General features: G+C 71.4%; 22 protein-coding genes and 1 pseudogene. 9 read left to right on the top strand and 14 right to left on the bottom strand.

The window, feature by feature from the left end:
- Positions 1–139: 139 nt before the first annotated feature.
- From Ato02nite_RS28315 to Ato02nite_RS28305, 3 genes are all read right to left on the bottom strand, one after another.
- Complete coding sequence (locus Ato02nite_RS28315) at positions 140–1735, bottom strand: glycoside hydrolase domain-containing protein (protein WP_213009683.1); 1596 nt, start codon at positions 1733–1735, stop codon at positions 140–142.
- Between the two features lie 125 nt (positions 1736–1860).
- Positions 1861–2016, bottom strand: coding sequence for a DUF6131 family protein (locus Ato02nite_RS28310; protein WP_213009682.1), 156 nt, complete (start codon positions 2014–2016; stop codon positions 1861–1863).
- Positions 2017–2068: 52 nt separating this feature from the next.
- Complete coding sequence (locus Ato02nite_RS28305; protein WP_213009681.1) at positions 2069–3247, bottom strand: MFS transporter; 1179 nt, start codon at positions 3245–3247, stop codon at positions 2069–2071.
- A 72-nt stretch (positions 3248–3319) separates the two neighbouring features.
- On the opposite strand from Ato02nite_RS28305, the pseudogene Ato02nite_RS28300 reads away from it, so the two are divergent.
- The 3 genes and pseudogenes from Ato02nite_RS28300 to Ato02nite_RS28290 all read left to right on the top strand — a co-directional run.
- Positions 3320–4063 (top strand): annotated as a pseudogene (locus tag Ato02nite_RS28300) (dolichyl-phosphate beta-glucosyltransferase); the annotation flags it as partial.
- Positions 4064–4165: 102 nt separating this feature from the next.
- Positions 4166–4855, top strand: coding sequence for a DedA family protein (locus tag Ato02nite_RS28295; protein ID WP_213009679.1), 690 nt, complete (start codon positions 4166–4168; stop codon positions 4853–4855).
- Positions 4856–4894: 39 nt separating this feature from the next.
- The gene (locus tag Ato02nite_RS28290; RefSeq protein WP_213009678.1) at positions 4895–5626 is read left to right on the top strand and encodes a hypothetical protein; all 732 of its coding nucleotides are present in this window, start codon (positions 4895–4897) and stop codon (positions 5624–5626) included.
- A gap of 120 nt (positions 5627–5746) precedes the next feature.
- On the opposite strand, the gene Ato02nite_RS28285 is transcribed toward Ato02nite_RS28290, so the two are convergent.
- The gene (locus tag Ato02nite_RS28285; protein WP_213009677.1) at positions 5747–6547 is read right to left on the bottom strand and encodes a hypothetical protein; all 801 of its coding nucleotides are present in this window, start codon (positions 6545–6547) and stop codon (positions 5747–5749) included.
- 81 nt (positions 6548–6628) lie between these two features.
- Here Ato02nite_RS28285 and Ato02nite_RS28280 point away from each other — a divergent pair, with 81 nt between their 5' ends.
- Positions 6629–7246 (top strand): HAD-IA family hydrolase, encoded by a 618-nt coding sequence (locus Ato02nite_RS28280; RefSeq protein ID WP_213009676.1) that lies wholly within the window; start codon positions 6629–6631, stop codon positions 7244–7246.
- Here the strand turns inward: Ato02nite_RS28280 and Ato02nite_RS28275 are convergent.
- The gene (locus Ato02nite_RS28275; RefSeq protein WP_213009675.1) at positions 7235–8179 is read right to left on the bottom strand and encodes a Dyp-type peroxidase; all 945 of its coding nucleotides are present in this window, start codon (positions 8177–8179) and stop codon (positions 7235–7237) included. The two genes, Ato02nite_RS28280 and Ato02nite_RS28275, sit on opposite strands and share 12 nt — an antisense overlap.
- An 83-nt stretch (positions 8180–8262) precedes the next feature.
- Here Ato02nite_RS28275 and Ato02nite_RS28270 point away from each other — a divergent pair, with 83 nt between their 5' ends.
- Positions 8263–9099, top strand: a complete 837-nt coding sequence (locus Ato02nite_RS28270) for an SDR family NAD(P)-dependent oxidoreductase (protein ID WP_213009674.1) — start codon at positions 8263–8265, stop codon at positions 9097–9099.
- A 19-nt stretch (positions 9100–9118) separates the two neighbouring features.
- On the opposite strand, the gene Ato02nite_RS28265 is transcribed toward Ato02nite_RS28270, so the two are convergent.
- Entirely contained in the window at positions 9119–10255 is a 1137-nt protein-coding gene (locus Ato02nite_RS28265; protein ID WP_246607491.1) for a hypothetical protein, read from the bottom strand.
- Positions 10256–10261: 6 nt separating this feature from the next.
- Positions 10262–12322: an alkaline phosphatase family protein gene (locus tag Ato02nite_RS28260; RefSeq protein WP_246607490.1), complete on the bottom strand. Its 2061-nt coding sequence runs from the start codon at positions 12320–12322 to the stop codon at positions 10262–10264.
- 128 nt (positions 12323–12450) lie between these two features.
- Here Ato02nite_RS28260 and Ato02nite_RS28255 point away from each other — a divergent pair, with 128 nt between their 5' ends.
- Positions 12451–13641, top strand: coding sequence for a glycoside hydrolase family 18 protein (locus Ato02nite_RS28255; RefSeq protein ID WP_246607489.1), 1191 nt, complete (start codon positions 12451–12453; stop codon positions 13639–13641).
- On the opposite strand, the gene Ato02nite_RS28250 is transcribed toward Ato02nite_RS28255, so the two are convergent.
- A complete protein-coding gene (locus Ato02nite_RS28250) occupies positions 13610–14461 on the bottom strand; it encodes a LysR family transcriptional regulator (RefSeq protein WP_213009673.1) in 852 nt (283 codons plus the stop codon). The genes Ato02nite_RS28255 and Ato02nite_RS28250 overlap by 32 nt on opposite strands.
- 70 nt (positions 14462–14531) lie before the next feature.
- Here Ato02nite_RS28250 and Ato02nite_RS28245 point away from each other — a divergent pair, with 70 nt between their 5' ends.
- Positions 14532–15227 carry a type 1 glutamine amidotransferase domain-containing protein gene (locus Ato02nite_RS28245; protein ID WP_213009672.1) on the top strand — a complete coding sequence of 232 codons (696 nt, stop codon included), beginning with the start codon at positions 14532–14534 and terminating at the stop codon, positions 15225–15227.
- Here Ato02nite_RS28245 and Ato02nite_RS28240 read toward each other — a convergent pair.
- Entirely contained in the window at positions 15198–15926 is a 729-nt protein-coding gene (locus Ato02nite_RS28240) for a LamG-like jellyroll fold domain-containing protein (protein ID WP_213009671.1), read from the bottom strand. The two genes, Ato02nite_RS28245 and Ato02nite_RS28240, sit on opposite strands and share 30 nt — an antisense overlap.
- A gap of 61 nt (positions 15927–15987) precedes the next feature.
- Positions 15988–17280 carry an NAD(P)/FAD-dependent oxidoreductase gene (locus Ato02nite_RS28235; protein ID WP_213009670.1) on the bottom strand — a complete coding sequence of 431 codons (1293 nt, stop codon included), beginning with the start codon at positions 17278–17280 and terminating at the stop codon, positions 15988–15990.
- 276 nt (positions 17281–17556) lie between these two features.
- On the opposite strand from Ato02nite_RS28235, the gene Ato02nite_RS28230 reads away from it, so the two are divergent.
- Both Ato02nite_RS28230 and Ato02nite_RS28225 read left to right on the top strand, forming a co-directional pair.
- Positions 17557–18075 (top strand): SigE family RNA polymerase sigma factor, encoded by a 519-nt coding sequence (locus Ato02nite_RS28230; RefSeq protein WP_213009669.1) that lies wholly within the window; start codon positions 17557–17559, stop codon positions 18073–18075.
- Entirely contained in the window at positions 18072–19268 is a 1197-nt protein-coding gene (locus Ato02nite_RS28225; protein ID WP_213009668.1) for a hypothetical protein, read from the top strand. The genes Ato02nite_RS28230 and Ato02nite_RS28225 overlap by 4 nt, the downstream gene beginning before the upstream one ends.
- A 49-nt stretch (positions 19269–19317) precedes the next feature.
- Here the strand turns inward: Ato02nite_RS28225 and Ato02nite_RS28220 are convergent, their stop codons facing one another.
- The 4 genes from Ato02nite_RS28220 to Ato02nite_RS28205 are packed head-to-tail and all read right to left on the bottom strand — an operon-like array spanning position 19318 to position 22788.
- Positions 19318–19956, bottom strand: coding sequence for a tetratricopeptide repeat protein (locus tag Ato02nite_RS28220; RefSeq protein ID WP_246607488.1), 639 nt, complete (start codon positions 19954–19956; stop codon positions 19318–19320).
- Between the two features lie 28 nt (positions 19957–19984).
- Positions 19985–21244 (bottom strand): tetratricopeptide repeat protein, encoded by a 1260-nt coding sequence (locus Ato02nite_RS28215; protein WP_213009666.1) that lies wholly within the window; start codon positions 21242–21244, stop codon positions 19985–19987.
- The gene (locus Ato02nite_RS28210) at positions 21241–22191 is read right to left on the bottom strand and encodes a cyclase family protein (RefSeq protein WP_213009665.1); all 951 of its coding nucleotides are present in this window, start codon (positions 22189–22191) and stop codon (positions 21241–21243) included. Before Ato02nite_RS28210 ends, Ato02nite_RS28215 begins: the two co-directional genes overlap by 4 nt.
- Before the next feature lie 9 nt (positions 22192–22200).
- Positions 22201–22788: a TMEM165/GDT1 family protein gene (locus Ato02nite_RS28205; protein WP_213009664.1), complete on the bottom strand. Its 588-nt coding sequence runs from the start codon at positions 22786–22788 to the stop codon at positions 22201–22203.
- Positions 22789–22974: the final 186 nt, after the last annotated feature.

Raw genomic sequence — 22974 nt, 5'->3', positions numbered from 1 at the left:
CAGATGCACGTGTCCCGCCTGCTCACCAAGGCGCTCACGAAGCTGCGCGGCCAGCTGGCCGGCGACGAGATCTAGGCCTTACCTCTTTTTGGACAGCGAAAGGCCGGCCCGGTTCGGGCCGGCCTTTTGCTATGCCTGGTCAGGCCAGCGGTGTCGAGCCCTTGAAGGCGCTGTAGAGCGTCTTGTAACTCAGCGACTTGCCGTTGCCGCGCCACAGCAGCAGGGCGGAGTCCTTGGTGCGGACCCCGACCAGGTCGGTGTAGCCGTCCCGGTCGAAGTCGCCGACGCCGACGATGTCGCGAACGCCGTTCCAGCCGGTGCCGAGCGACGTCTTGTTGCTGCCGTAGGCGCCCTTCTTGCCCGGGAACAGGAACAGGGTGCCGGTCGAGTTCTGCCGGGCCACCAGGTCGGGGTAACCGTCCCGGTTGAAGTCGCCCACCCCGGACAGCTCGTACAGGGTGGTCCAGCCGGCGCTGTAGATCGCCTTGCGGGCGCCGAACTTCGCACCGGCGGCACCCGGGTAGAGATAGAGCGTGCCGCCCTGGACGGCGACCATGTCCGGGTAGCCGTCCTTGTTCAGGTCGCCGGCCGCGGTGAGCTCACGGATCGCGGTCTGTTTGGTGGCGAGCTTCTTACGGGTGCCGAAGCCGGTGCCGGTGCCGGGGTAGAACCACAGATCGCCGTTGGTCTGCCGGGCGATCACGTCCTCCTTGCCGTCCCGGTTGAGGTCACCGATCCGGATGATCGCGTTCATCGACTTCCAGTTGGTGGCCACCGTGATCCGCGAGCTGATCCCGGTCCCGTTGCCTGGGTAGACGTAGACGTTGCCGTTCGACGTCTGCTTGGCCATGAAGTCCGCGAAGCCGTTGCCGTTGAAGTCGGCCATCGTGGCGGAGGGCGGCGGTGCGAAGTCGACGTAGTTGTTGTCGATGTTGATGGTCACGTCGCCGTAGGTCTCGGTGTGACCGCCGCGGTACTGCTTCATCCGGCGCTTGCCGGGCCAGGCGGTGGCCGGGATCTTCGCGTCGGTGGTGGTGACGACCTGGTCCCACCGGGCGAAGTCGATGTAGTCGGGCCGGGCGTAGCCGGACGTGTTGTAGACGGCGATCTGGTCGGCGATGCCGGAGCTGACGCTCGAGTAGAACCCGGAGAGGTAACCCAGTTCGTGCAGCCGGACGGTCCAGCCGTTGAGGAAGCTCAGGATGCCGGCTCGGCAGGTGGCGTCGCTGGTGTTGTACGCCTCGAGGTCGTAGATGATGATCGACTGCTTGGCCAGTCCGAGCGCGGTGGCCTGGGTGACCGCGTCGCCGGCCACGGTCCGGCCCTGCGCCTGCGCGTTCTGGTTGTCGATCAGTGTCTTCTTGGTCACCGTGGCGCAGGTGGCCTGCGGTCCGACGTAGATCGGCAGCAGCTTCCAGCCGGCGGTGACCTGTTCCTGCACCCACGCGGCGGTGAGGTTGGCCTGCGTGCAGCCGCGGGCGGCGCCACCGATGTAGATCCCGATCGCCTTGTACGGCGAGTTGGCGCGCCACGCGGCCATCGACTTGCTGGACGGCGCCGTGCACGCGTCGAAGGCGTATCCCGTGAAAGCTCCGGGTTGGACGGTGGAGTACGCGGTCGCGGCCCCGGCATCAGCCTGGGCCAGTGTGAACGACGACGCCGCGAGGATCAGGGCGCTGAGCGCCGCTTTGACCTTCACGTTGCGGCGCGCCGAAATGAGCCTGTGAGCCCCCATGATCGCCCTTCTCGGCGGGAAACGACCACCGAGCTAAGCAGTTGATCAAGGGAAACGACTCCGCCGAACGGCTCGATCTACGGAGCCGCTCGGCGGAAGTGATGGTCATCTATGGTGCATATGCATCAATACCAATATTTCCGGCCACCGATCGGACGACCGACCGAGCCGAGGATCCAGAAGACGGCGCCGACGATCAGCAGGATGATGCCGATCGTGGTGAGGATCGAGATGTGGGCGAAAATACCGATCAGCAAAAGAATCAGGCCGACGACCAACATGGGAGCGCTCCAATCAGCGGGGGGTTGCTTCCGCGCCGACTGATACCCATGACTACAAATTGCCAACCATCATCGTTTGCCGCCGCGCGGTGAGCAGCAGGATCGCCGCCAGTCCGAGCGCGCCCACCTCCATCGCGGCACCGACCAGCGGGGTCGCGTCGTAACCCCAGCCGGCCGCGATCACCCGGCCACCGAAGTACGCACCGGCCGCATTGCCCAGGTTGAAGGCACTGACCGCGGCCGACGACGCGAGCAGGTTCTGCGCCTCGCCGTCGGCCGCCGTGATCACCCGGGTGGTCAGGCCCGGCACGGTGGCGTACGCGACCACGCCGAGAACGAACAGCGTCACCGTCGCCGGGAACTTCGCGTGCGAGGTCCAGGCGAACGCCACCAGAACCACCAGCATCGCGACCGAGGCCGCCACGATCGTCCCCATCAGACGGCGATCCGCCGCCCGCGCGCCGATGACGTTGCCGACCACCAGGCCCAGCCCGAAGAGCGCCAGCAGCCACGGCAGCGCACCCGGCGCCCAGCCCGCCACGTCGGTCATCAGCGGCGCTATGTAGGTGAACGGCGCGTAGACCGCGCCGAACGCGAGCGCGGTCATCCCCAGCGCCAGCCAGACCGCCGGGTTGCGGAACGCGGCCAGTTGACTGCGCGCCGCGCCGCCACCCGGGGTGTCCGGCACCAGCGCCGCGGTGGCCAGCGCCGCCACCAGGCCCAGCACGGCCATCGCCCAGAAGGTGGACCGCCAGCCGAGTTGCTGGCCGAGCAGGGTGCCGAGCGGAACACCGGCCACGGTCGCCGCGGTGAGGCCGCTGAGCATGGCCGCGATGGCGCTGCTGCGCCGGTTCGGCGCGACCAGGTCACCGGCCACGATGGTGGCGAAGCCGATGTACGACCCGTGGGCGAGCGCCGCCAGGATCCGGCCGCTCAGCATCACCGAGTAGGTCGGGGCCAGCGCGCACAGCACGTTGCCGGCCACGAAGAAGAACAGCAGCGAGATCAGCACCGGCTTGCGCCGGCGATGCGCCACGAAGTAGGTCATGACCGGGCCGCCGAACAGTACGCTCAGCGCGTATCCGGAGATGAGCAGGCCGGCGGTGGGGATCGAGACGCCGAGGTCGGTCGCGATGTCCGGCAGCAGTCCGGTGATCACGAACTCGGTCATGCCGATCGCGAACGTACCGACGGCCAGGGCGGCAAGAGCAAGTCCGGTACGCCTGATCACCAGACGACTTTCACAGAGCCGGCACAGTTACGCCACACCCGGTAGAAAGTGCCGCGCACGATCTTTGACCGCATGAGACCAGTACTCGACGTGGTGATCCCCGTCTACAACGAAGCGGCCGACCTCGAGCGAAGCGTGCGCCGGCTCCGCGGCTACCTGCTCTCGGTGCTGCCGTACCCCTTCCGGATCACCATCGCCGACAACGCGAGCACCGACGAGACGCCGCTGATCGCCGGGCGGCTCGCGGTCGAGCTGCCCGAGGTGACGGCGGTCTACCTGGCCGACAAGGGTCGTGGACGGGCGTTGAAGTACACCTGGCTCAACTCGAACGCCGACGTGCTGGCGTACATGGACGTGGACCTGTCCACCGATCTCGCCGGCCTGCTGCCGCTGGTCGCGCCGCTCGTCTCCGGCCACTCCGACCTGGCCATCGGCTCCCGGCTCAAGCGCGGCTCCCGGGTCGTGCGCGGGCCGAAGCGCGAGTTCATCTCGCGCGGTTACAACCTGATCCTGCGGGCCACCCTCGGCGCCCGCTTCTCCGACGCCCAGTGCGGCTTCAAGGCCATCCGGGCCGACGTGGCCCACCAGCTGCTGCCGCTGGTGCAGGACACCAACTGGTTCTTCGACACCGAGCTGCTGGTGCTGGCCGAGCGGACCGGCCTGCGCACCCACGAGGTGCCGGTCGACTGGGTGGACGATCCGAACAGCAAGGTCGACATCGTGGCCACCGCCCGCGAGGACCTGCGGGGCATCGCCCGGCTCCGCCGTACCATCCCGACCCTGCCCATCCCGGCGATCCGCGCCCGGCTCGGCCGCACCACGCCACGGGCCGGCGAACTGGCCACCCATTAGGGGATCATCCAGAAGTAGTGACTCCACAGGTTTCCCGCACCCGGGCCCGGCTACCGTAGGTACCCGATGCCACCTCCTGCCGACCTTCCCGGATTCCTGCACGGCGTCGCCCCGATCCTCGATCGATGGGGCTACACGGCCGTCGCGGCCATGATCGGCGTGGAAAGTTTCGGGGTTCCCGCGCCCGGTCAGACGATCATGGTGGCCGCGGCCATCTACGCCGGCGCCGGCCGGCTCAACATCTTCGGTGTCGCGGCGGTCGCATTCGTCGCGGCCGTGCTCGGCGACAACATCGGTTACTGGATCGGTGTGCGCGGCGGGCGCAAGGCCGTGCACCGCTGGGGAAAGTACGTCTTCCTCACCCCCGAGCGTCTGGCCCGGGCCGAAGGTTTCTTCGCACGACGCGGGGGACGTATTGTCGTCATCGCTCGTTTCATCGACGGTCTCCGGCAGTTCAACGGCGTGATCGCGGGAATCACCGCGATGCCGTGGCGCACGTTCCTGATCTACAACACGATCGGGGCGGCCATCTGGGTCGGCTGGTGGACGAGTGTCGCGTACGTGTTCGGAACGCATCTCGTCGAGATCATCGAGCACGCGCATCGCTACAAATGGTGGGCGATCGCCATCATCACCCTCGCGGTGGTCGTCTACGTCACCCTGCACCTCCGGCACATCAAACGCCGACGAGCCCGCACCGCTGCGGACGTCGCCGCGGAACCGGCCGACGAGCCTGTCGAGGAACCGCAGAGCTGACGCTCGATCGCCGGAGGGTGCGAAACGGAAGGAGAGTTCGTGACCACCCCTCAGCTCGACCGTCGTCGTGCGCAGTCCGCGGCCGCCGGTGCCGCCGCCGAGAAGGCCCGTCAGGCCGTCGCCGAACTGGACAACCGGCTCCGCGGCAACGCCGAGCTAACCCAGCAGCAGAAGCAGGCCCTGCGCAACGTCGAGGCCGAGGCGAAGCGTCTCAAGCGTTCGCTCAAGACCCAGGAACGTGACCGTGCCCGCCTGGCCAAGGCACGCAAGAAGGCGATCGCCCGGGCGGCGAAGGCGAAGAGCCGCGCCGCCGACAGCGACGCGAAGTACGACAAGGCGGTCCTCGCCGACCTGATCCGCCGGGAGAAGGCGCGCGACCTCGAGGCCGCCGCGTCCGTCCCGGCCGTGGCCACCGCCGCCCCGGCCCCCGAGGCGGTCGCCGAGCCGCCCGCCGAGCCGGTCACCGCGGCCATCCCGGAACCGGCCGCCCCGGCCGCCCTGGAGCCGGCCGCCCCGGCCGTTCCGGAGCCGGTGGATGAGCCCGTTGCCGCAGCCACGACCCCGGCCGCCCGGACCCCGCGGACCACCCGGACCACCAAGTCCGCCGCGGCAGCCAAGGCCGCCCCCGCGGCGTCCACGGCCCGCGGCGCGGCGCCCCGGGCGGCCGGTGCCGCCACCACCCGCACCGGCCGGGCCACGACGGCGGGTCCGGCGACCACCGAGCAGCCCGCTGCCACCCGTCGCGCCCCGCGCCGGGCGACCGGTCGCTGACCAGCGCACCACCACAGCCCGTCCCGATCTGATCGGGGCGGGCTGCTCTGTCCGGCGATACGCACCAGGGCCCCGCAGCCCCGGTGGTGCGCACCGCCACACAGAGCAGCCCCGAGGGGGTCAGTTCCCGGCGGGCGCGGCGCCGGCGAGGCTGGTGTCGGTGATCGAACTGGCGGTGATCTTCTGCTTGACGCTGGTCGCCACGATCCGCACGGTGTGCCCCTTGAGCACATCGGCGATCCGCCCGGTCCCGACCGTCGTCGAGGTGCTGATCACGTACGTCTTGCTGTAGCCGTCGTCGCTCTTCACCGTGATCGACGTGCCGCTGATCGTGGAGACCGTCCCGGTCTGAGTGAGTTGCGTGGTGTAACCGCCGTTGCCGTCGGACACCACATACGTCCCGTGCAGCGCGGTCGCCGCGTTCTGCGTACCGCCCGGACCGCCCTGGCCGATTCCCTGGCCGCCGCCCGGTCCGGACGCGGCCGAGCTCCCGCCGCCGACCGCCGCCATGATCCCGGCGGTGACCCCGGAGCCGGCCACGGCCACCGCCACGATCCCGCCGACCAGCGCGAGCCGCTTGTTCTTCGGCGCCGCGGCCGGCCCGGCCGCGCCCTTCTCCGGTGGCGTCCAGGCCGGCGGCGGGCCATCGGCGTGGGCCGGCGTCCACTCGGCGGGCGGCCGGCTCGGCAAGTCCGCCGGCACGTCTTCGCGATACCGCTCCCGCAGCGGCGCCTCGACCCGGTACCGACCGTTCATCGTCACCTCGTCCCGGTGACCGGCCGGGATCGGCGCAGCCGCGAGGAACTGAGTGGTCGGCGGCGGATCGGTGTAGTAATCATCGGGGTCGGAGTGGTAGCCACCGGCCGGGGGCCAGGTCGAGGGCTCGCCGGACGAACGGGTCGAATGGTCGTAAACGGTCATCGTTTCGGATCTCCCTCGGTTCGTTCCTGCCAACCAGGGAGACTGGCCAGGGCGACTATGGCGGAGCTGTGGAGGCATTAGGTGGCGGATATCAAGGCGGAGACCGAGGCGGTGCTCTTCGACATGGACGGCACGCTGGTCGACTCCGACGGCGCGGTCGAGCGGTCCTGGCTGGCCTGGGGCGAGGAGTACGGCGTGGACGGCCCGGCGGCGTACGAGATGGCGCACGGCGCACCCAGCGCGACCACCGTCCGCAAGCTGCTCCCGCACCTGGCCGAGGAGGACATGCGGCGTGCCTCGGCCCGCCAGCTCGAGTTGCAGTACGACGATCTCGCCGACGTCGTGGCCGCCCCCGGCGCCCTCGAACTGCTCGACGTGCTGGCCCGGCGCGGCCTGCCGTGGGCCGTGGTGACCAGTGCGGACGCCCGGCTGGCGAAGGCCCGGCTGGACGCGGCCGGCATCCTGGCGCCGGTGCTGGTGACCACCGACGACGTCCTGGCCGGCAAGCCCGACCCGGCCGGCTACCTGCGAGCGGCCGAGCTGCTCGGCAAGAACCCGGCGAACTGCCTGGTGGTGGAGGACGCCGAGGTGGGCCTGCAGGCGGCCCGGGCGGCCGGCGCCCGCACCGCCGCGCTGCGCGGCCTGGACGGCGACGTCCGGCTGACCACCCTGGCCGACCTGGCCGAGCTACTCCGGTAAGTCGTCGAGGAACTCGGCGGTCGGCACGTAGAACAGCGAACCGGTCACCGCGGTCGAGAAGTCGAGGATCCGGTCGGAGTTGCCGGGCGGGTCGCCGAGGAACATGCGGCGCAGCATCAGCTCGGGCACGTCCGGCGTGGCCGCGTACGCGATGTAGTAGGTGCCGAACTCGCCGTCCTTGATCGAGCCGAACGGCATGTTGTCCCGCATGATCTTCAGCTCGTTGCCGTCCGGGTCGTCGACCGTGTTGAGCGCGACGTGCGAATTGGCCGCCTTGTCGCGCAGCTCGATGTTGTCGAGCTTGGTCCGGCCGATCGCCGCCTCCTGCTGCTCGACGGTGAGCTCGTTCCAGGCGGACAGGTCGTGCAGGTATTTCTGCACCAGGACGTAGCTGCCGCCGGCGAAATCCGGGTCCTCGTCGCCGATCAGCACGTGCCGGGAGGCCTCGTCGCCGGTCGGGTTCTCGCTGCCGTCGACGAAACCGAGCAGGTCGCGCTCGTCGAAGTACTTGAAGCCGTGCGTCTCGTCGACGACGTCGGCGACGGGTGCGAGCCGCTCGGCGATCTTCGAGGCCAGCTCGAAGCAGACGTCCATCTGCCCGGCCCGGATGTGGAAGAGCAGATCACCCGGGGTCGACGGGGCGGTGTGCCGCGGACCCTTCCAGGCCCGGAACCGGTGCAGCTCGGCCGGGCGCGGCCCGCTGAACAGCCGGTCCCACAGCTCGCGGCCGATGCCGGTGACGCAGGACAACTCGGCGGCCGGCAACCGGAAGCCGACCGAGCGCTGCAGCCCGCTCAGGTCCTCGAGCAGGTCCCGCACGGTCGCCTCGCCGCCCTCCCGGACGGTGAGCACCAGGAAGACCGCGGCGTCGGTGAGCGGGGCGAGCACCGCCTGCGGGTTGACGAGCGGGGCTTGCGAGCGAGGCGCTGTCATGATCCGCAGCTTACGGTTCGCCGGGCCGATAATGGGCGGATGAGTGATCGGGTTGACGTCCTCTACAAGGGAAGGACCGCGCGATGAAGCGTTTCGCGTTCGCCGGGCGGAACTGCCTGATCACCGGGGCGGCCGGTGGCATCGGTGCGGCCGTCGCCCTCGAGCTGGCCCGCCGGCGCGCGGTGCTGGCGCTGCTCGACGTCGACGCGGAGGGCCTCGAACGGGTGGCCGCCCTGGCCCGCGAGGTGGGTGCGGCGGAGGTTACGACGTACACCGTCGATCTGAGCGATGGGGGCGACCGGCTGGACCTGGCCGCCGAGATCGCCTCCCGCCACGGCGGGATAGATCTTTTGATCAACAACGCCGGCGTGACCCTGATGGGCACGTTCGAGCAGAACCGGATGTCCGATTTCGACTGGTTGTTGGAGATCAACCTGCATGCCGTGATCCGGATGACCAAGGCGTTCCTGCCGCAGCTGTTGGCCCGCCCGGGTTCGCACCTGGTCAACGTGAGCAGCCTGTTCGGCCTGATCGCCCCGCCCGGCCAGGTCGCCTACGTGACCAGCAAGTTCGGCGTGCGCGGCTTCACCGAGGCGCTGCGCCACGAGATCGAGCCGCTGGGCGTCGGCGTCACCGTCGTGCATCCGGGCGGCATCAAGACCGGCATCGCCGCCAACGCCCGGCTGAGCGGCGCCGACCCCGAGGGTGAGCAGGCCGAGCAGGCCCGGCGGTTCGAGCAGACGGCGCTGACCGTCCCGGCCGAGGAGGCGGCCCGGCAGATCGTCGCCGCCATCCAGTCCCGCCGCTCCCGCCTGCTGATCAGCAAGGAGGCCCGGGCCGGCGACTGGCTGATCCGGCTCACCCCGACCCGCTGGTGGCAGGTGACCCAGCGGTTCGCCAAGCGCCGCGGCGCCCTGTAAAACCCCCTCGAAAGACCGCTCAGAAGACCGCCAGCCGGCGCCGGTCCAGGCCGTTGATCGTGGTGAAGTCGCCGCCGGCCACCAGGACGCCGGTGTCGGGGTTGACGCTCAGCACCCGCACCCCGATGACGCCGTTGCCCTGCGGCGCCCAGGGGGCCAGCTCCCCGGCCGCGGTCACCGCGGCCAGCTTGTAGCGCGGCTGCGAGCCGTCCACACAGGCGCCGTGCACGCCGTTCTTGGCGGTCAGGCAGGCGCTGTCGAAATGACCGCCGACGTAGGTGACGCCGCCGGCCGTGGCGATCGCCGCCGCGTCCCCGTCGAACACCCGCTGCCAGCGCACCTTCCCCTTGAACGAGTAGGCGATCGCCCGGCCGCCCACCCCGGCCGTGGCCGCGTACACGCCGGCCTGGTCCACCGCGATGGACCGCACCTCGGCCGGCGCCTTCGGCAGGAAGTCCTCGTCGACCTCGCCGGTCTTGCCGTGCATGACGGCCAGCCGCAGGGTGCCGCGCACCTCGTCGATGGTGTGGAAGCCGCCACCGGCGAACACCTGACCGCCATAGGCGACGAGGCTGTGCACGGCGTCGTCGGCCCGGGGCCGCCAGCGATCGTCCAGGTCGCCGGTCCTCAGCGAGAATGCGGCAAGCCCGGCCCGCTGGCGCCCGTCCACGTCGGTGAAGCTCCCACCGAGGTAGAGCCGACCGTTGCCGCTGGTCAGCGTGTACGCCGTGCCGGTCAGGGTGTGCTTGAACGGAAGCACCGCGCTGGTGCCGGCGCTGAGCCGGGCCAGCGAGTCGCGGTCGTGCCCGCCGACGGCGTGGAAGTCACCCGCCGCGAAGATGCTGTCCTCGGTCGAGACCAGCGCCCGGACCGTGCCGTCGGCCGCGGGCGCCCAGCTCAGCAGCGCGCCGCTGCGCGCGTCCAGGGCCGCCAGCCGCAGCCGCGGGTAGGTGCGGCCCCGATAGGTGGCGCTGGTGAACGCGCCGCCGAGGTAGACGACCGGACCGCGCTGGGCGATCGCGTAGACACCCCCGTTGAACGTGGGCGCGGAGTCGAGTACCCGGTTGCCGATCGCGGTGGCCTGCGCCGGCAGGCCGAAGAGCAGGCCGAGAAGGAGGATGGTGACGAGCGCGACGGCTCTGAGAAGTGCGGGCACACACCCTTAACCGTCGTGCGCGCGGGAAAGTCTCGGCGTCGATGATCCGGCTTCCAACTCGTCGGCCCCGACCGGCTGGGTTCGCAGGCCGAGCATGTCCAGCCACTCGACGAGCTGCCGGTGCACGGCGTCCGGACCGTCGAGTTCCGGCCGGCCGATCGGCCACCGCGCCGGGTGCACCAGAACCGCCTCGGTCTGCCAGCCGCCCAGCCCGCCGTGCGAGCCGACCAGCTCCTCGAACGCGGCGACCTCCTCGGTCACCGGGTCCACCGAGGAGATCAGCACCAGGTCGCCGACGTGCATCGACTCCTGGTGGCGGAGCAGGTCGGCGCGGGCGTGCGGACCGTACGGCAGCAGCGGGTCGGCGCCCTCGACCGTGCCGTCACTCAACCGGTGCAGGCCGGAGGTGCCGAGCGCGACCGGTCCGTCCTCGTCCCGGACCACCACGAGGCCGATCCCCGGGTGCGCGACCAGCCCCGGCACCAGCCGCGGATAGGCCTCGTCGATCTCGGCCCGGCACAGCCGATGCGGGAACCGGGTCAGGTAGAGCAGGGAGAGGTTGCCGGACGAGACCACCAGCAGCGGAGCCTCCACCGTCCCCTCCTCCTCGGCCGGGGTCTCGGGGGCCGCCGAGTCGTCCGCGGAAAGCCGCGCGACCAGGTCCTTGAGGGTCTCGCCGTAGCGCTGCCGGAACGTGGCGCCCTGGCTCTGACCGTGGTCGGAGAGCACGACGATGTGGTAGCGCCGGGCCGCCTCGGGGGCGAGCCGTTCCAACACCCCGAGCATCCGGTCCAGGCTTTCCAGCTGCCGCATCGACTCGGGCCGGGCCGGGCCGGCGTGGTGCGCCACCTCGTCGTAGTCGACCAGGTCGCAGTAGACGGCCGGGGCACCGCGGGCCATCTGCTCGGCGATCAGCGAGATGTTCACGTCGCGCAGCAGCATCGAGGCCGGGCGCAGGGCCAGGAACGCGCCGGAGCGGCTGACCCGGGGTTGCAGGTTGCGGCGGCGCTGGAGGCGGGCCTGGTGCAGCTCGGTGAACACCTCGCCGACGCCGAGCACGAGGGCCCGGGTGAAGCCGTACGGCGAGGCCATGAACGCCGCCCAGCCCCGCGCCGAGCGCCCGGGCAGCGCCGCGTGGCTGACCGTGAGCAGGCTGACCACGGCGTCCCCGCTGAACGCGTTGCCGATGCTGACCCCGCCGTCGCGCAGCAGCCCGCGCCCGTCGGACAACCGCGGCTCGATCAAGGCCGCGTCCCGGGGCCGGCTGGAGACCATCAGCTTGCCGGTCTCCTTCTCGTACCACCGGAAGCCGGGGATCTGCCGGAAGGCGCCGTGCAGGATGCCGGCCTGCGAGGCGGGCGTGGTCGACGGCATCCCGGTGTGCCAGCCGACCATGGCGTGGCTGCCGGAGCGCAGCCAGTGCCCGAGCGTGGGCAGGTTGCCGGCCCGCACCGCCCAGCGCAGCACCGGCTCGGAGAGCCCGTCGAACTGGAGCATGAGCAGGCCCGGTTCGGTGCCCTGGCGGGGCCGGCGCAGGGTGAGGAACGGCCCGCCGGCCTGCCGCACCTGCCGCCGTCGCACCCCGCGCATGAGCCGCTTGGCCTCCTTGACGAACGTGTCGTCGGAGCCGGAGTCGAGCATCCAGTCGATGATGGCGGCGAACACAACGGCCAGGATCGCGGCGACGACCAGCGACGGAAGGCCGCTGATCCGCTCGGCCGGGTCGAGTTCGAGGGCCACCACGATCACCGTGATCTGGGCGACGACGCCGAGCAGCATGGCCCCCCAGCCGCCGAGCGCGACGATGCCGACCAGCAGCAGCGGCCGCAGCACCGCACCGGTCCCGGCGACCAGCAGCACCAGCCCCAGGGTCTGCACGACGTCGGCGCTGGCCACGCCGGGCATCAGCCACAGCGTGGCGGTCAGCACCACGAAGGTGACCAGGGCGCTGCGCAGCACGGCCCGCAACCGGTTGAAGACCCGCCGCCAGCTCATCAATACGCGCAGCTCGCCGCGCAAGTTCCTGGTGGTCGGCGCGGGCGGAGGTTCGTGCGGGCTTACGGCCACCGGAAAACAATGGCACAGACGCCTGTTTCGATGGCTCGCCGTGCCGGGAATCACCCCGGCATGGAAGTCACACCCGTTCGGGGGACGGACCGCCCGCCGCTCCCCCGCTTCCGGATAGCTTCGGCGCGGTGCGCCGACTAGCCCTTCCCGTCCTTCTGCTGCCGCTGGCGCTCTTCGCCTGTTCCGGTAAGACCGAACCAGCACCCGAACGGCCGACGGCCAAGGTGGTCGGCTACTTCACGAACTGGGGTGTCTACGGGCGCGACTTCCAGGTGAAAGATCTCGACGCGAGCGGCGCCGCCGGCAAACTCACCCATCTGGTGTACGCGTTCGGCAAGGTCACCGAAGGCCGGTGCGCGGCCTCGGACGGGTGGGCCGACTACCAGAAACCGATGCCGGCCCCGGACAGCGTGGACGGGGTCGCCGACCGCCCGGACGCCACGCTGCGTGGCAACTTCGGTCAGCTGCGCAAGCTCAAGGCGAAACACCCCGGGCTGCGGCTGATCTGGTCGTTCGGCGGTTGGACCGGCTCGGACGGCTTCACCGCCGCGGCCCGCGACCCGGCCGGCTTCGCCGCCTCCTGCCGTGACCTGCTCGGCGACCCGCGCTGGGCCGGCCTGTTCGACGGCATCGACGTGGACTGGGAGTACCCGAACGCGTGCGGCCTGAGCTGCGACACCAGCGGCCCGGACGCGCTGCCCGCGGTCCTGACCGCCCTCCGCTCGGCGCTCGGACCGGACGCCCTGATCAGCGCCCCGGTCTCCGGCGACATCGGCAAGCTCAAGGCGACCGATTACCTGGCCGCGTCCCGCACGGCGAACTGGCTGAGCGCGATGACCTACGACTACTTCGGCACCGACGACGCGAAGACCACCGCGGCTCACTCGCCGCTGTCCGCCTACCCCGGCATCCCGCGCACGTCCAACACCACCTCGGCCACCGTCGACGAGTTGCTCAGGCTGGGCGTTCCGGCGGAGAAGATCCTGCTCGGCATCGGTTTCTACGGCCGCGGCTGGACCGGCGTCACGGCGACCGAGCCGGGCGGATCGGCGAGCGGCCCGGCCGACGGCCGCTTCGAGAAGGGCCTGGAGGACTACGACGTCCTGGCGGTCCGCTGCCCGCCGACCGGCACGGCCGGCGGCACCGCCTACGCGCACTGCGGCACCCAATGGTGGTCCTACGACACCCCAGCAACCATCAAGGACAAGATGGCGTACGCCCGGAGCAAGGCTCTCGGAGGCGCGTTCGCCTGGGAGCTGTCCGGCGACACGTCGAAGTCCGACCTGCTCAACGCGGTCGCGACCGGAGCTTCGTCCTGAGCGCCGCGGCGACTCGATCACCGGTGGTCTCCCCCGCCCGCCAGGCCAGGTAGAGGGTGTTCAGCGGGGTCAGCTTCGGTTCGTGCAGCTTGACCAGCCGCCCGGCGGCCAGGTCGGCGGCGCACAGGTATTCCGGCAGCACGCTCCAGCCGCCCCCGGCCAGCACGACGGCGAGTACGGCGTGCAGGTTGGGCACCACGACCGCACCGTCCCGGGCCGGCCGGCTGCCGAACTCGGTCTGCCAGTAGCGCCGCACGATCGGCAGGTCCTCGGCGTACGCGATCAGCGGCACCCGGCCCAGCGCCTCCGGGCCGGCGGCCACTCCGGGCGCCGCGACCAGCAGGAACTCCTCGTCGCAGAGCGGCTCGGCCCGGATCCCGCGCTGCCGTGGCCGCACGCTGAGCACGGCCAGGTCGATGGCGCCGGCCCGCAGGTCGTCGAGCAGCCCGTCGGACAGCCCGAACGTGACCCGCAGCTGCAGCCCCTCGGCGACCAGGCCGCCCAGCGCGGGCAGCACCACGGCGGTGAGGAACTCGGTGGGCCCGCCGAGGTGGACGACCGCGGAGTCCTCGCCGTGCAGCACCCCGGCCAGCTGGTCGAGCGGGTCGGCGACCCGGCGGGCGAGCAGGTCGGCGGCCGGAGTGGCGCGTACGCCGCGGGGTTGCCGGGTGAACAGCGGCCGGTCCGTCGCGGTCTCCAGCGCGCGCAGCTGGGCGGTCACCGTCGGCTGGGAGACGCCGAGCCGCCGAGCCGCCCCGGTGATCGACCCTTCCCGGTAGATGGCCAGGAAGGTGCGCAGCAGGTCCAGCGAGATATCCATAGGATTTCTGATGGTAGGCCGCCGGGTTGCCTATTTGTTCGATGGGTCGTCGCGGGGGAACCATGAGGTCATGGCAACCAAGAAAATCGCTATCGTCCTGACCAGCCACGAGCCGCTCGGCGACACCGGGAAGAAGACCGGCTACTACGTGGGCGAGGCCGCGCACCCGTGGGCCGAGTTCGTGGACGCCGGCTACGCGGTGGACCTGCTCTCGATCGCCGGCGGCACCCCGCCGCGGGACGGCGAGGACCGCTCGGACCCGGTGCAGGAGCGCTTCCTGGGCGACGCGGACGTGGCCCGCCAGCTCGCCGGCACCCGGGCGGTGTCCGACGCCGACCAGGCCGACTACGACGCCATGGTGCTGGCCGGCGGGCACGGCACGATGTGGGACTTCCCCGATTCGACCGCGCTCCAGGCGCTGGTCCGGGATGTCTACGAGCACGGCGGCGTGGTCGGCGCGGTCTGCCACGGCCCGGCCGGCCTGGTCGACGTCCGGCTGTCCGACGGCGAGCGCCTGGTGGCCGGCCGCACGGTGTCCGCGTTCACCAACGCCGAGGAGGACGCGGTCGGCCTCAGCGACGTGGTCCCGTTCGCCCTGCAGACCCGGCTCGAGCAGGCCGGCGCCAAGCACGTCGGTGCGGCCAACTGGCAGCCGCAGGTGGTGCGGGACGGCCGCCTGGTGACCGGGCAGAACCCGCAGAGTGCCGCCGGGGTGGGCAGCGAGGTGCTGAAAGCCCTAGCCGACCTCGACCCAGACGTTGTCTAGAGCGCCGTTGAACTGGTCGTTGTCGGCGAAGGCACCCTTGGCGCCGATGCTGAGCGGGCGGTTGTTGGTCACCGACAGACCGGCCGGCACGGTCACGCTGCCGCGCACCACCCCGTCGAGGTAGACCGCCAGGGTGGTGCCGGTCCGGCGGCAGGCGATCGCGTGCCAGCGCCCGTCGGCGGCGGTGACCGAGCTGGTCACCACCCGGATGAACGGCTTGCGGTGGTCGACCAGCACGCAGCTGGGCCGGCCGGCCACCCCGTCGATCTGCAGCTTCCACTGGCTGCTCGTGGTGGAGTAACCCTTCTGCACGATGTTCTGGCCCTTGCTGGTCTGCCCGGGGGCGAGCAGCACGTCGGCGCCGTACGCGATGTCCCTGGTCCCGGGGTTCAGGTCGGGCGTGCTGGGCGACTGGAGTGCGACGTGCGGGCAGATCGACGCCCGGGCCGCGCAGGGGGAGGGGAAGGCGAGCGCCGCACCCTGGCCGTGGACCACCGAGCGGACCGAACCGCCGTGCCCGGAGATCACCGACAGCGTGTGCCCGCGCCCGGACTCGTCGACGATCACCCCGGCTCGGGCGTTGAAGGTGTATCGGGCCATGACGGCGCCCGGGACGTTCGGGGTGGCCGCCGGCGCGGGCGTCGGGCCGGCGACGATGGTGACGGCGGCGACCAGCACGCCGAGCCAACGAGATCGCATGCCCGAATTATGACTTGTGAGGCGTATGTCCGAGAGGACATCCGCCCCGCAAACCGGCTGATCATGGCTGACTGAACGGCTTACCGCTGTCCAGTGGCACCGCGCTCCCCCGGATCAGCCCGAGTTGAACCCCCTGCCGGCCCAGCAGCGAGTCGAGCAGCCAGTCGCCGGCCACCCGCACCCGGTTACCCGGCATCGACAGCAGGTGATAGCCCCGAGTGACCACCTTGGCGGGCAGTCCCCGCAGCGGGATACGAAGCGGATTGGCGGCCGAGTCCAGCCCGCCCAGATCGACGACGAACCCCAGGTCGTGATGCTTGTAGGCGCGCCGGCGCCCGTACCCGTAGGTGGCCGCGATGTTGCCCGCCGCGGTCGCACCGTGCCGGACCGCGTGCTGGGCGGTCATCCCGGTGATCTCACCGGGCATGGTCAGGTCGGGCACGGCGGCGGCATCGCCGATCGCGTAGACGTCCGGCCGTCCCGGAACGTTGAGGTACTCGTCGACCACGAGCCGGCCGTGGTCGGTGGCCAGCCCGAGCCCTTCGACCAGCGGGTCGGGTCGCACCCCGACACACCAGATCAGCGACCGGGTCGGCACGAACTCGCCGCTGGACAACCGCACCCCGTCCGCGGTCGCCTCCTCCACACTCGTCTTCATCAGCACTTCGACGCCGCGCCGGCGCAGCACCTGGTCGGCGGCGTCGGCCAGCCGGTGGTCGAGCGAGGGCAGCACCCGCTCGGCGGTGTCCAGCAGCAGCCAGCGCGGCCGCCCGTGCAGCGTGGGGCGAGATCTGACCAGGTCGTCGGTGTAAAGCACGCCCTGCGCCGCCACCTCGGTGCCGGTGTAACCGGCGCCCGCCACCACGAACGTGCAGCGGGCCTGCCGCTCCCGCTCGTCGTCCGCGCCGGCGGCCATCTCGATCTGCCGGGTGATGTGGTCGCGCAGGTAGAGCGCCTCGGAGATGCCGCGGAAGCCGTGCGCGTGCTCCACCACCCCGGGCACCGGCAGCAGCTTGTTGACGCTGCCGGCCGCGATCACCAGCCGGTGGTAACCGATCGTGCGGGTGGCGCCCTCCGGGTCGCGCACGGTGACCGTCCGACCGTCCAGGTCGAAGGTCTCGACGCTGCCCAGCACCACGCGGACACCCGGCAGCGCCGTCGCGAGCGGGACGGTGACCCGGCGCGGTTCGAGCAGGCCGGTGGCCACCTCGGGCAGCAGCGGCAGGTAGAGGAAGTAGTCGGTCGGATTGATGACGACGATATCGGCGCTGCCACTCGACAGCTTGGTGAGCTTGCGGGCCGCCGCGAAGCCGGCGAACCCGGCCCCGACGATCACGATCCGGGGACGTGCCATGACGCGGTCTCCCTCCGAGGGCATCTCCCGACGCTTCGACGCTAGTCCCCCTACCCATTCGGACTACTTCGAAAATGGGCCGAACGGCCGTCGACCGGTCGTTCACCGGATCGCGTCTAACCGTGTGCCGGGCGGTGCCCACACGGGGAGGCATCGAGCGGCGGGGGATCCGTTGGGGGGCGATCAACGGAAGGGGGAGACGTGAGCGGGACCGCGGTATTTGGACCGCGTGGGTACGCTCACGTCTTCCTACACCCCTCGATCGGACACCTGGGAATGGACGCCCGAGAGGCCGACTATGCGCATTTCGTCCGCACGCGGACGCACGCATTGTTGCGCTCGGCATACCTCCTGACCGGAGATCAACACCTGGCCGAGGACCTGGTCCAGGAGGCTCTGGCCCGCACCCATCGAGCGTGGTTGCGGTTGGAGAAACCCGAGAACGCCGAGGCGTACGCCCGGAAGGTGATGTACCACGCGCAGGTGTCGTTCTGGCGCCGGCCGCGGATCGCCGAGGTGCTGCCGGGTGAGTTCGAGACCGATCCGGCGGGCGCCGACGACCCGGCCGAGGCCGCCGTCCAGCGGCTCACCCTGCGCCGGGCCCTGCTCGCGCTCAGTGCCAAGCAGCGCGCGGTGATCGTGCTGCGCTACTTCGAGGACCACACCGAGGCCGAGGCCGCCCAGCTGCTCGGCGTCTCGGTCAGCACGGTCAAGACCCAGACCGGCCGCGCCCTCGAACGACTCCGCACGCTCCTGCCCGACCTGCGGGTGCTCACCTCGGAGAAGCCCCGATGAGCGCCCCGGGCGACAACGGCCTGCGCGAGTCGCTGCACGACCTCGCCGGCGAGGTCACGCCGGCCGACCTCTACGACCGGGCGGTGTACCGGTCCCGGCGGATCGCCCGCCGGGAGGCCGCGATCGGCACGGTCGCGGCGCTGGCCGTGCTGACGCTGCTGGCCAGCGGCCTGTGGCGGCTACCGGCTCGGGAGAGCGGGCACACGCCGATGGCCCTGCTCTCCTCGTCGGCGCCGGCCCCCGAGCCGATGCCGTCGCCCATCCCGTCGGCGACCCGCCCGCCGGCGACGCCGGAGCACCACGCGAGCTCCCGCACCACGACGCCGAGGCGCAAGAACCAGCCGCGGGCCGCCGCGACCACCGCCACCCCGAAGTCCCGCTCGCTGGCCGACCTGCCCGGTCACGTCTTCTACCAGCAGACCGGCAGTCAGCCGGACGTGGTGCGGCTGTCCCCGGGCGACGGCGACGCCACAACCGTGCTGTCCGAGGCGCCCTCCGCGGTCGGCATCTCCCCGGACGGCAGCCGTATCGCCTACGCCGTCGGTGACGTGCTGCTGGTCGGCGAGACCGGCAGCGCGCAGGCCCAGCCGGTGGCGACCGGCATCACCACCACGGCGCAGGCCCCGGTCTGGTCGCCCGACGGCGCCCGGTTGCTGGTGGCCACGAGCAGCCCGGCGATCCTGCAGGTCGAATCGGGCACGCTGACCCCGCTGCCCGACGGCCTCGCCGCCGGACAGCACTTCCGCTGGTCGGGCGATGGCAACAAGCTGGTGTACGCGACCACGTACTGCTCGCTGAAGATCGCCTCCAGTGGTGCCAGCGCGGTGGTGCCGATGCTCGGCGACCGGCAGCCGGTGGACAACCCGGACGGCCTGGCCGCGTGCAAACCGACCAGCGTGGACGTGACCGGCGGCCACGTGACGGTGCCGCTGCAGACCACCGGTGATATCGGCACCGCGAGCCCGGACACAGCCGACGCGGTGGTCGACACGGCCACCGGCGACCTGGAGCCGCTGCCGGTGGCCGGCAGTGTCGTGGGCGCGGTCTTCGATCCGGACGGCAATCTGCTGATCCGGGCCCGCACCGACGAGGGCACGACGCTCTGGCTCTTCTCCCCCGCCGGAAAACTGCTGGTGCAGGCGACCGAGCCGGCGTCGGTCAGCGACCTGAACCTGCTGGCCTACACCCGTTAACCTCCACCGGCCCCGCCAACCTCCTTGACCGGACTGAAGGCCCTCCTGGTTACTTACGGCGGAAGAGGCGCCAGCCGCGCTTCTTCGGTTCCGGTTCGCGGACGGCGTCGCCGTTGAGCAGAGCCAGCCGATGCTGGGCGACCGGGTTCTCCGGTTCCATCTTCAACGAGGTGAGCAGCGCCTGCCGGGCCTGGTCGGAGTGCCCGAGCGCGTCCAGCGTCACGCCGTGCGTGAAGTAGTAGTGGGCCTCGTTCGGGTCGAGCCCGATCGCGGTGCGCGCGGACTGCTCGGCGTCGGCGTACTGGCGGTCGGCGGCGAGCAGCGCCCACGCCACCCGGTCGTGCCAGAGCGGGTTGATCGGCTCGACGATCACCGCTCGATAGGCCATCGTGACGGCTTCCTCGTGCCGCCCGAGCAGAGACAGCGCGCGACTGGCGGTGGCCAGCGACCGCGGGTTGTCCGGAGCCAGCGCGATCGCCCGGTTGGCCGCGTCGAACGCGGCCGGCGCCTGGTCGGCGGCGAGCCGCAGGCGGGCCATCAGGTTCCAGCCCTCCACCGAGCTGGGGTCGGCGGCGAGCGCCGGCTCGAGGGCGGCGATCGCGGCCGGGACGTCGAGCCGCTCGAACAGCGCCGCGGCACGGGCAATGCCCAACTCGGTGGCACTCTTCGCGCTGGAGTCGGGGCTCACTCGCCCATTCTCGGCAAAAAGCCGCAATTCATCTGCGGATTCCCCGGAAAGCCTCCCGACGGGCGCGACGGCGCCGAACGATCACGGCGAGGCACACCATGGCCGCGGCCACCAGGGTCAGCGCGGCGGCCGAGAACCACCAGGCGGCGTCGGCCGTGCCGATCTGCAGCAGGATCGCGGTGATCATGCAGGCGATGATCACCCACCAGAGCACGACGCTGACCCGGTCCGGCTGGGCGCCGACGCCGGCCGCCCGCACGTGCGCGTTGCTGGCCGAGACGGTCAGCAGCCGGACCGCGAAGCCGCCCAGGGCGGCGGTGCCGAGCAGCCAGGGCAGCCATCCGGCCGGCGCGAACGTCGAGGTGAGCAGCAGCAGAAGGCAGACCGCGAAGCCGATCGCGGCGATCCGCTGCCGGCCGTAGGCGAGCACGTTCAGCAGGTACGCCCGGAGCGGGCGGTCCAGCCGCAGCACGAAGTACGCCGCGAACCCCACCGAGGTCAGCGCGGACGCCCCGGCCAGCAGGCGAGCACCGGCCACCGAGAACTCGGTCATCCGCCAGCCCACGTAGGCCAGCACCGCGAGCAGCACGGCCGTGTAGACCAGGAAGCGCCGCAGCGCCACGTCGAGCATGAACCGGCTGGCCTGCTGCCGGGGGTCGGAGCGCAGCGCACCGGCCAGCCCGCTGGCACCCCGGGCGAGCCGGCCCAGCGCGAACGGATTGCGGTGCACCACGTCGAGGGTGGCCAGTTCGTGCTGCGCCACCGCGTTGTCGGGTTCCAGGGCGAGCGCGTCGCGCAGTGCCTGCCGGGCCCGGTCGGTGTAGTCGAGCTGCTTCATCACCATGGCGTAGGTGATCCGGAAGTCGGCCTCGTTCGGGTCGAGTTGCACGGCCAGCCGGGCCGCGTGCTCGGCCTCGATCGCCCGCCGGCCGTCGCCGAGCAGCGCCCAGGCGAGCCGGTTGTGCCGGTACGCGTTGTCCGGCTCGAGCCGGCTGGCCCGCTGCGCCACCTCGATCGCCTCGTCGTGCCGGTCCAGCCCGGTCAGGGCCCGGCTGAGCGCGCCGAGCGCCTCGGCCGAGTCCGGCGCCACCTGCACCGCCCGCTGGGCGACCTGGTAGGCGAGGTCCGGGTGCTTGAGCGCGAGCTGGGTGTGGGTCATCAGCACCAGCGCGCGCACATTGTCCGGCTCGGCCGCGAGCACCGGCCCGAGCAGACCGGCCGCGGCGTCCGGGTCGCCCCGCTGGAACTGCACGGCCGCCATGGCGACGGCCGTGCCCGTCTCGGTCATGACTGCTGCGGCGTGGTCGGTAGCCAGCCCGCCGAGCGGGTGTGATCGTGCGGTTCGAACCACGGCATCGTCGCGAACGCCCGCACCGGGAACGTGCCGAAGCCGACGATCCGGGGCGGAGCCGCGGTGAACCGGGCGCCCAGCGGCGGTAGCTCGCCGAGGTTGGTGAGGTGCTCGACGATCGGTACGCCGGCCGCCAGCAGCACGCTGTGTGCCGGCCGCGGCCCGCCCGGCACGGCGTCGTCGATGTTGGCCGAGTCGATGCCGACCAGGGCGGCGCCGCGCTCGACCAGCAACCGGGCGCCCGCCTCGGTCAGGAACGGCGCGTCCGGGCCGTAGGCGGCCGTCCCCCAGTGCCGGTCGCCGCCGGTGTGCAGCAGCACCGCGCGGCCCGCCACCACGTACGGTTCGAGGTCGTCGGCGTCGACCTCGCGGCGGCTGCTGTCCACCGTGCGGACCACGACGGCCGGCAGGTCGGCGAGCCGGCCGAGCGGGATTCCGGCCAGGTCGGTGCCGCCCTCGTAACGGTGCCGAGGGCTGTCGAGGTAGGTGCCGGTCTGCCCGATCATCTCGATCCGGTCGAAGCTGAACTCGGTGCCCTCGGCGTAGCCGGACCGCGACTCCGCCCAGGTGCGATAGGCAGTGACGACCGGGCCGGGCAGACCGGGGCAGGTGGTCATGCCCGCCTCGATGACGTGACTGAGCTCGACGTACTCGATCCGTTGTGCGCTCGTGCCGCCGACGCCGGCGACCTCCTCGCCGAAGACCCGGACCGACGTGAGCTCGACGCCCGCGCCGGCCAGCCCGAGCGCGGCGCTCACCAGCCGGGCGATCTCGGGGTGCGTGACGTCCGCGTGCGGCACCTCCACGAGCAGAGCGCGCGCGGTCACGCTGCCGCCGTTGGCCAGGGTGATCTCGGCATCCAGCTCCGCCCGGTACTGCAGCACGGCAAACCCCTAACGCAGTTCGATGATCGCTTCCACGATCAACCAGATGCCGAAGATAGCGAAGAGCGCGGCCGCACCGTACTTGATGAATTTCTCCGGCAGATGGCGGCCGAGCATCCGGCCGACCAGAATGGCCAGCGCGTCGGCGGCGACCATGCCGACGGTCGAGCCGAGCCAGGTGCCGAACCAGCCGTGCTGGGTGGCCAGGGTGATTGTCGCCAGCATGGTCTTGTCACCGAGCTCGGCCAGGAAGAACGCGCCGCCGACGGCCCAGATCGCCGAGCCGGTGGTGCGCTCGGCCTTGGTCTTCTCATCGTCGGTGAGCTTGTCGCCGCGCAGCGTCCAGGCGCCGAAGGCCAGGAACGCGATGCCCGCGACCAGCGAGATCCAGCCGGTCGGCAGGGTGGCGCCGAGGCCGTAACCGATGCCGACCGACACGGCGTGCACCACGCCGGTGGCCACCGTGATGCCGATCAGCACCGGCACCGGCTTGAAGCGGGTGGCGAAGGTGAGGGCCATGAGCTGCGATTTGTCGCCGAGCTCGGCCACGAAGATGACCGCGAAGCTGATCGTCAGCGCGGCGAGAAAGCCATCCATCAAAAACTCCCGGGAGTACGTCAAGACCGGGAGGAAGTTTGCGCTCAGGGCGACCTCGACCCGGCCGTTGTCAACAACAGCCAAGTCGAAGGTCTCGCTCGCCTCTGGTGAGGCCGTGCGGCCGGACACCCGGAGGCGTCAGCATGTCGACCGCGACGTTAGGAGCTACTCCCCTTCGCGTGATCG

It is taken from the genome of Paractinoplanes toevensis, assembly GCF_018332695.1.
GTDB lineage: Bacteria > Actinomycetota > Actinomycetes > Mycobacteriales > Micromonosporaceae > Actinoplanes > Actinoplanes toevensis.
This window is presented reverse-complemented; position numbering and strand designations above follow the sequence as displayed.

Bases quoted from the DNA above. Each gene is read 5' to 3' on its own strand.
- Ato02nite_RS28315 (WP_213009683.1), bottom strand. From the start codon at position 1,735: ATGGGGGCTCACAGGCTCATTTCGGCGCGCCGCAACGTGAAGGTCAAA.
- Ato02nite_RS28310 (WP_213009682.1), bottom strand. From the start codon at position 2,016: ATGTTGGTCGTCGGCCTGATTCTTTTGCTGATCGGTATTTTCGCCCAC.
- Ato02nite_RS28295 (WP_213009679.1), top strand. From the start codon at position 4,166: ATGCCACCTCCTGCCGACCTTCCCGGATTCCTGCACGGCGTCGCCCCG.
- Ato02nite_RS28285 (WP_213009677.1), bottom strand. From the start codon at position 6,547: ATGACCGTTTACGACCATTCGACCCGTTCGTCCGGCGAGCCCTCGACC.
- Ato02nite_RS28275 (WP_213009675.1), bottom strand. From the start codon at position 8,179: ATGACAGCGCCTCGCTCGCAAGCCCCGCTCGTCAACCCGCAGGCGGTG.
- Ato02nite_RS28270 (WP_213009674.1), top strand. From the start codon at position 8,263: ATGAAGCGTTTCGCGTTCGCCGGGCGGAACTGCCTGATCACCGGGGCG.
- Ato02nite_RS28250 (WP_213009673.1), bottom strand. From the start codon at position 14,461: ATGGATATCTCGCTGGACCTGCTGCGCACCTTCCTGGCCATCTACCGG.
- Ato02nite_RS28245 (WP_213009672.1), top strand. From the start codon at position 14,532: ATGGCAACCAAGAAAATCGCTATCGTCCTGACCAGCCACGAGCCGCTC.
- Ato02nite_RS28240 (WP_213009671.1), bottom strand. From the start codon at position 15,926: ATGCGATCTCGTTGGCTCGGCGTGCTGGTCGCCGCCGTCACCATCGTC.
- Ato02nite_RS28235 (WP_213009670.1), bottom strand. From the start codon at position 17,280: ATGGCACGTCCCCGGATCGTGATCGTCGGGGCCGGGTTCGCCGGCTTC.
- Ato02nite_RS28230 (WP_213009669.1), top strand. From the start codon at position 17,557: ATGGACGCCCGAGAGGCCGACTATGCGCATTTCGTCCGCACGCGGACG.
- Ato02nite_RS28225 (WP_213009668.1), top strand. From the start codon at position 18,072: ATGAGCGCCCCGGGCGACAACGGCCTGCGCGAGTCGCTGCACGACCTC.
- Ato02nite_RS28215 (WP_213009666.1), bottom strand. From the start codon at position 21,244: ATGACCGAGACGGGCACGGCCGTCGCCATGGCGGCCGTGCAGTTCCAG.
- Ato02nite_RS28205 (WP_213009664.1), bottom strand. From the start codon at position 22,788: ATGGATGGCTTTCTCGCCGCGCTGACGATCAGCTTCGCGGTCATCTTC.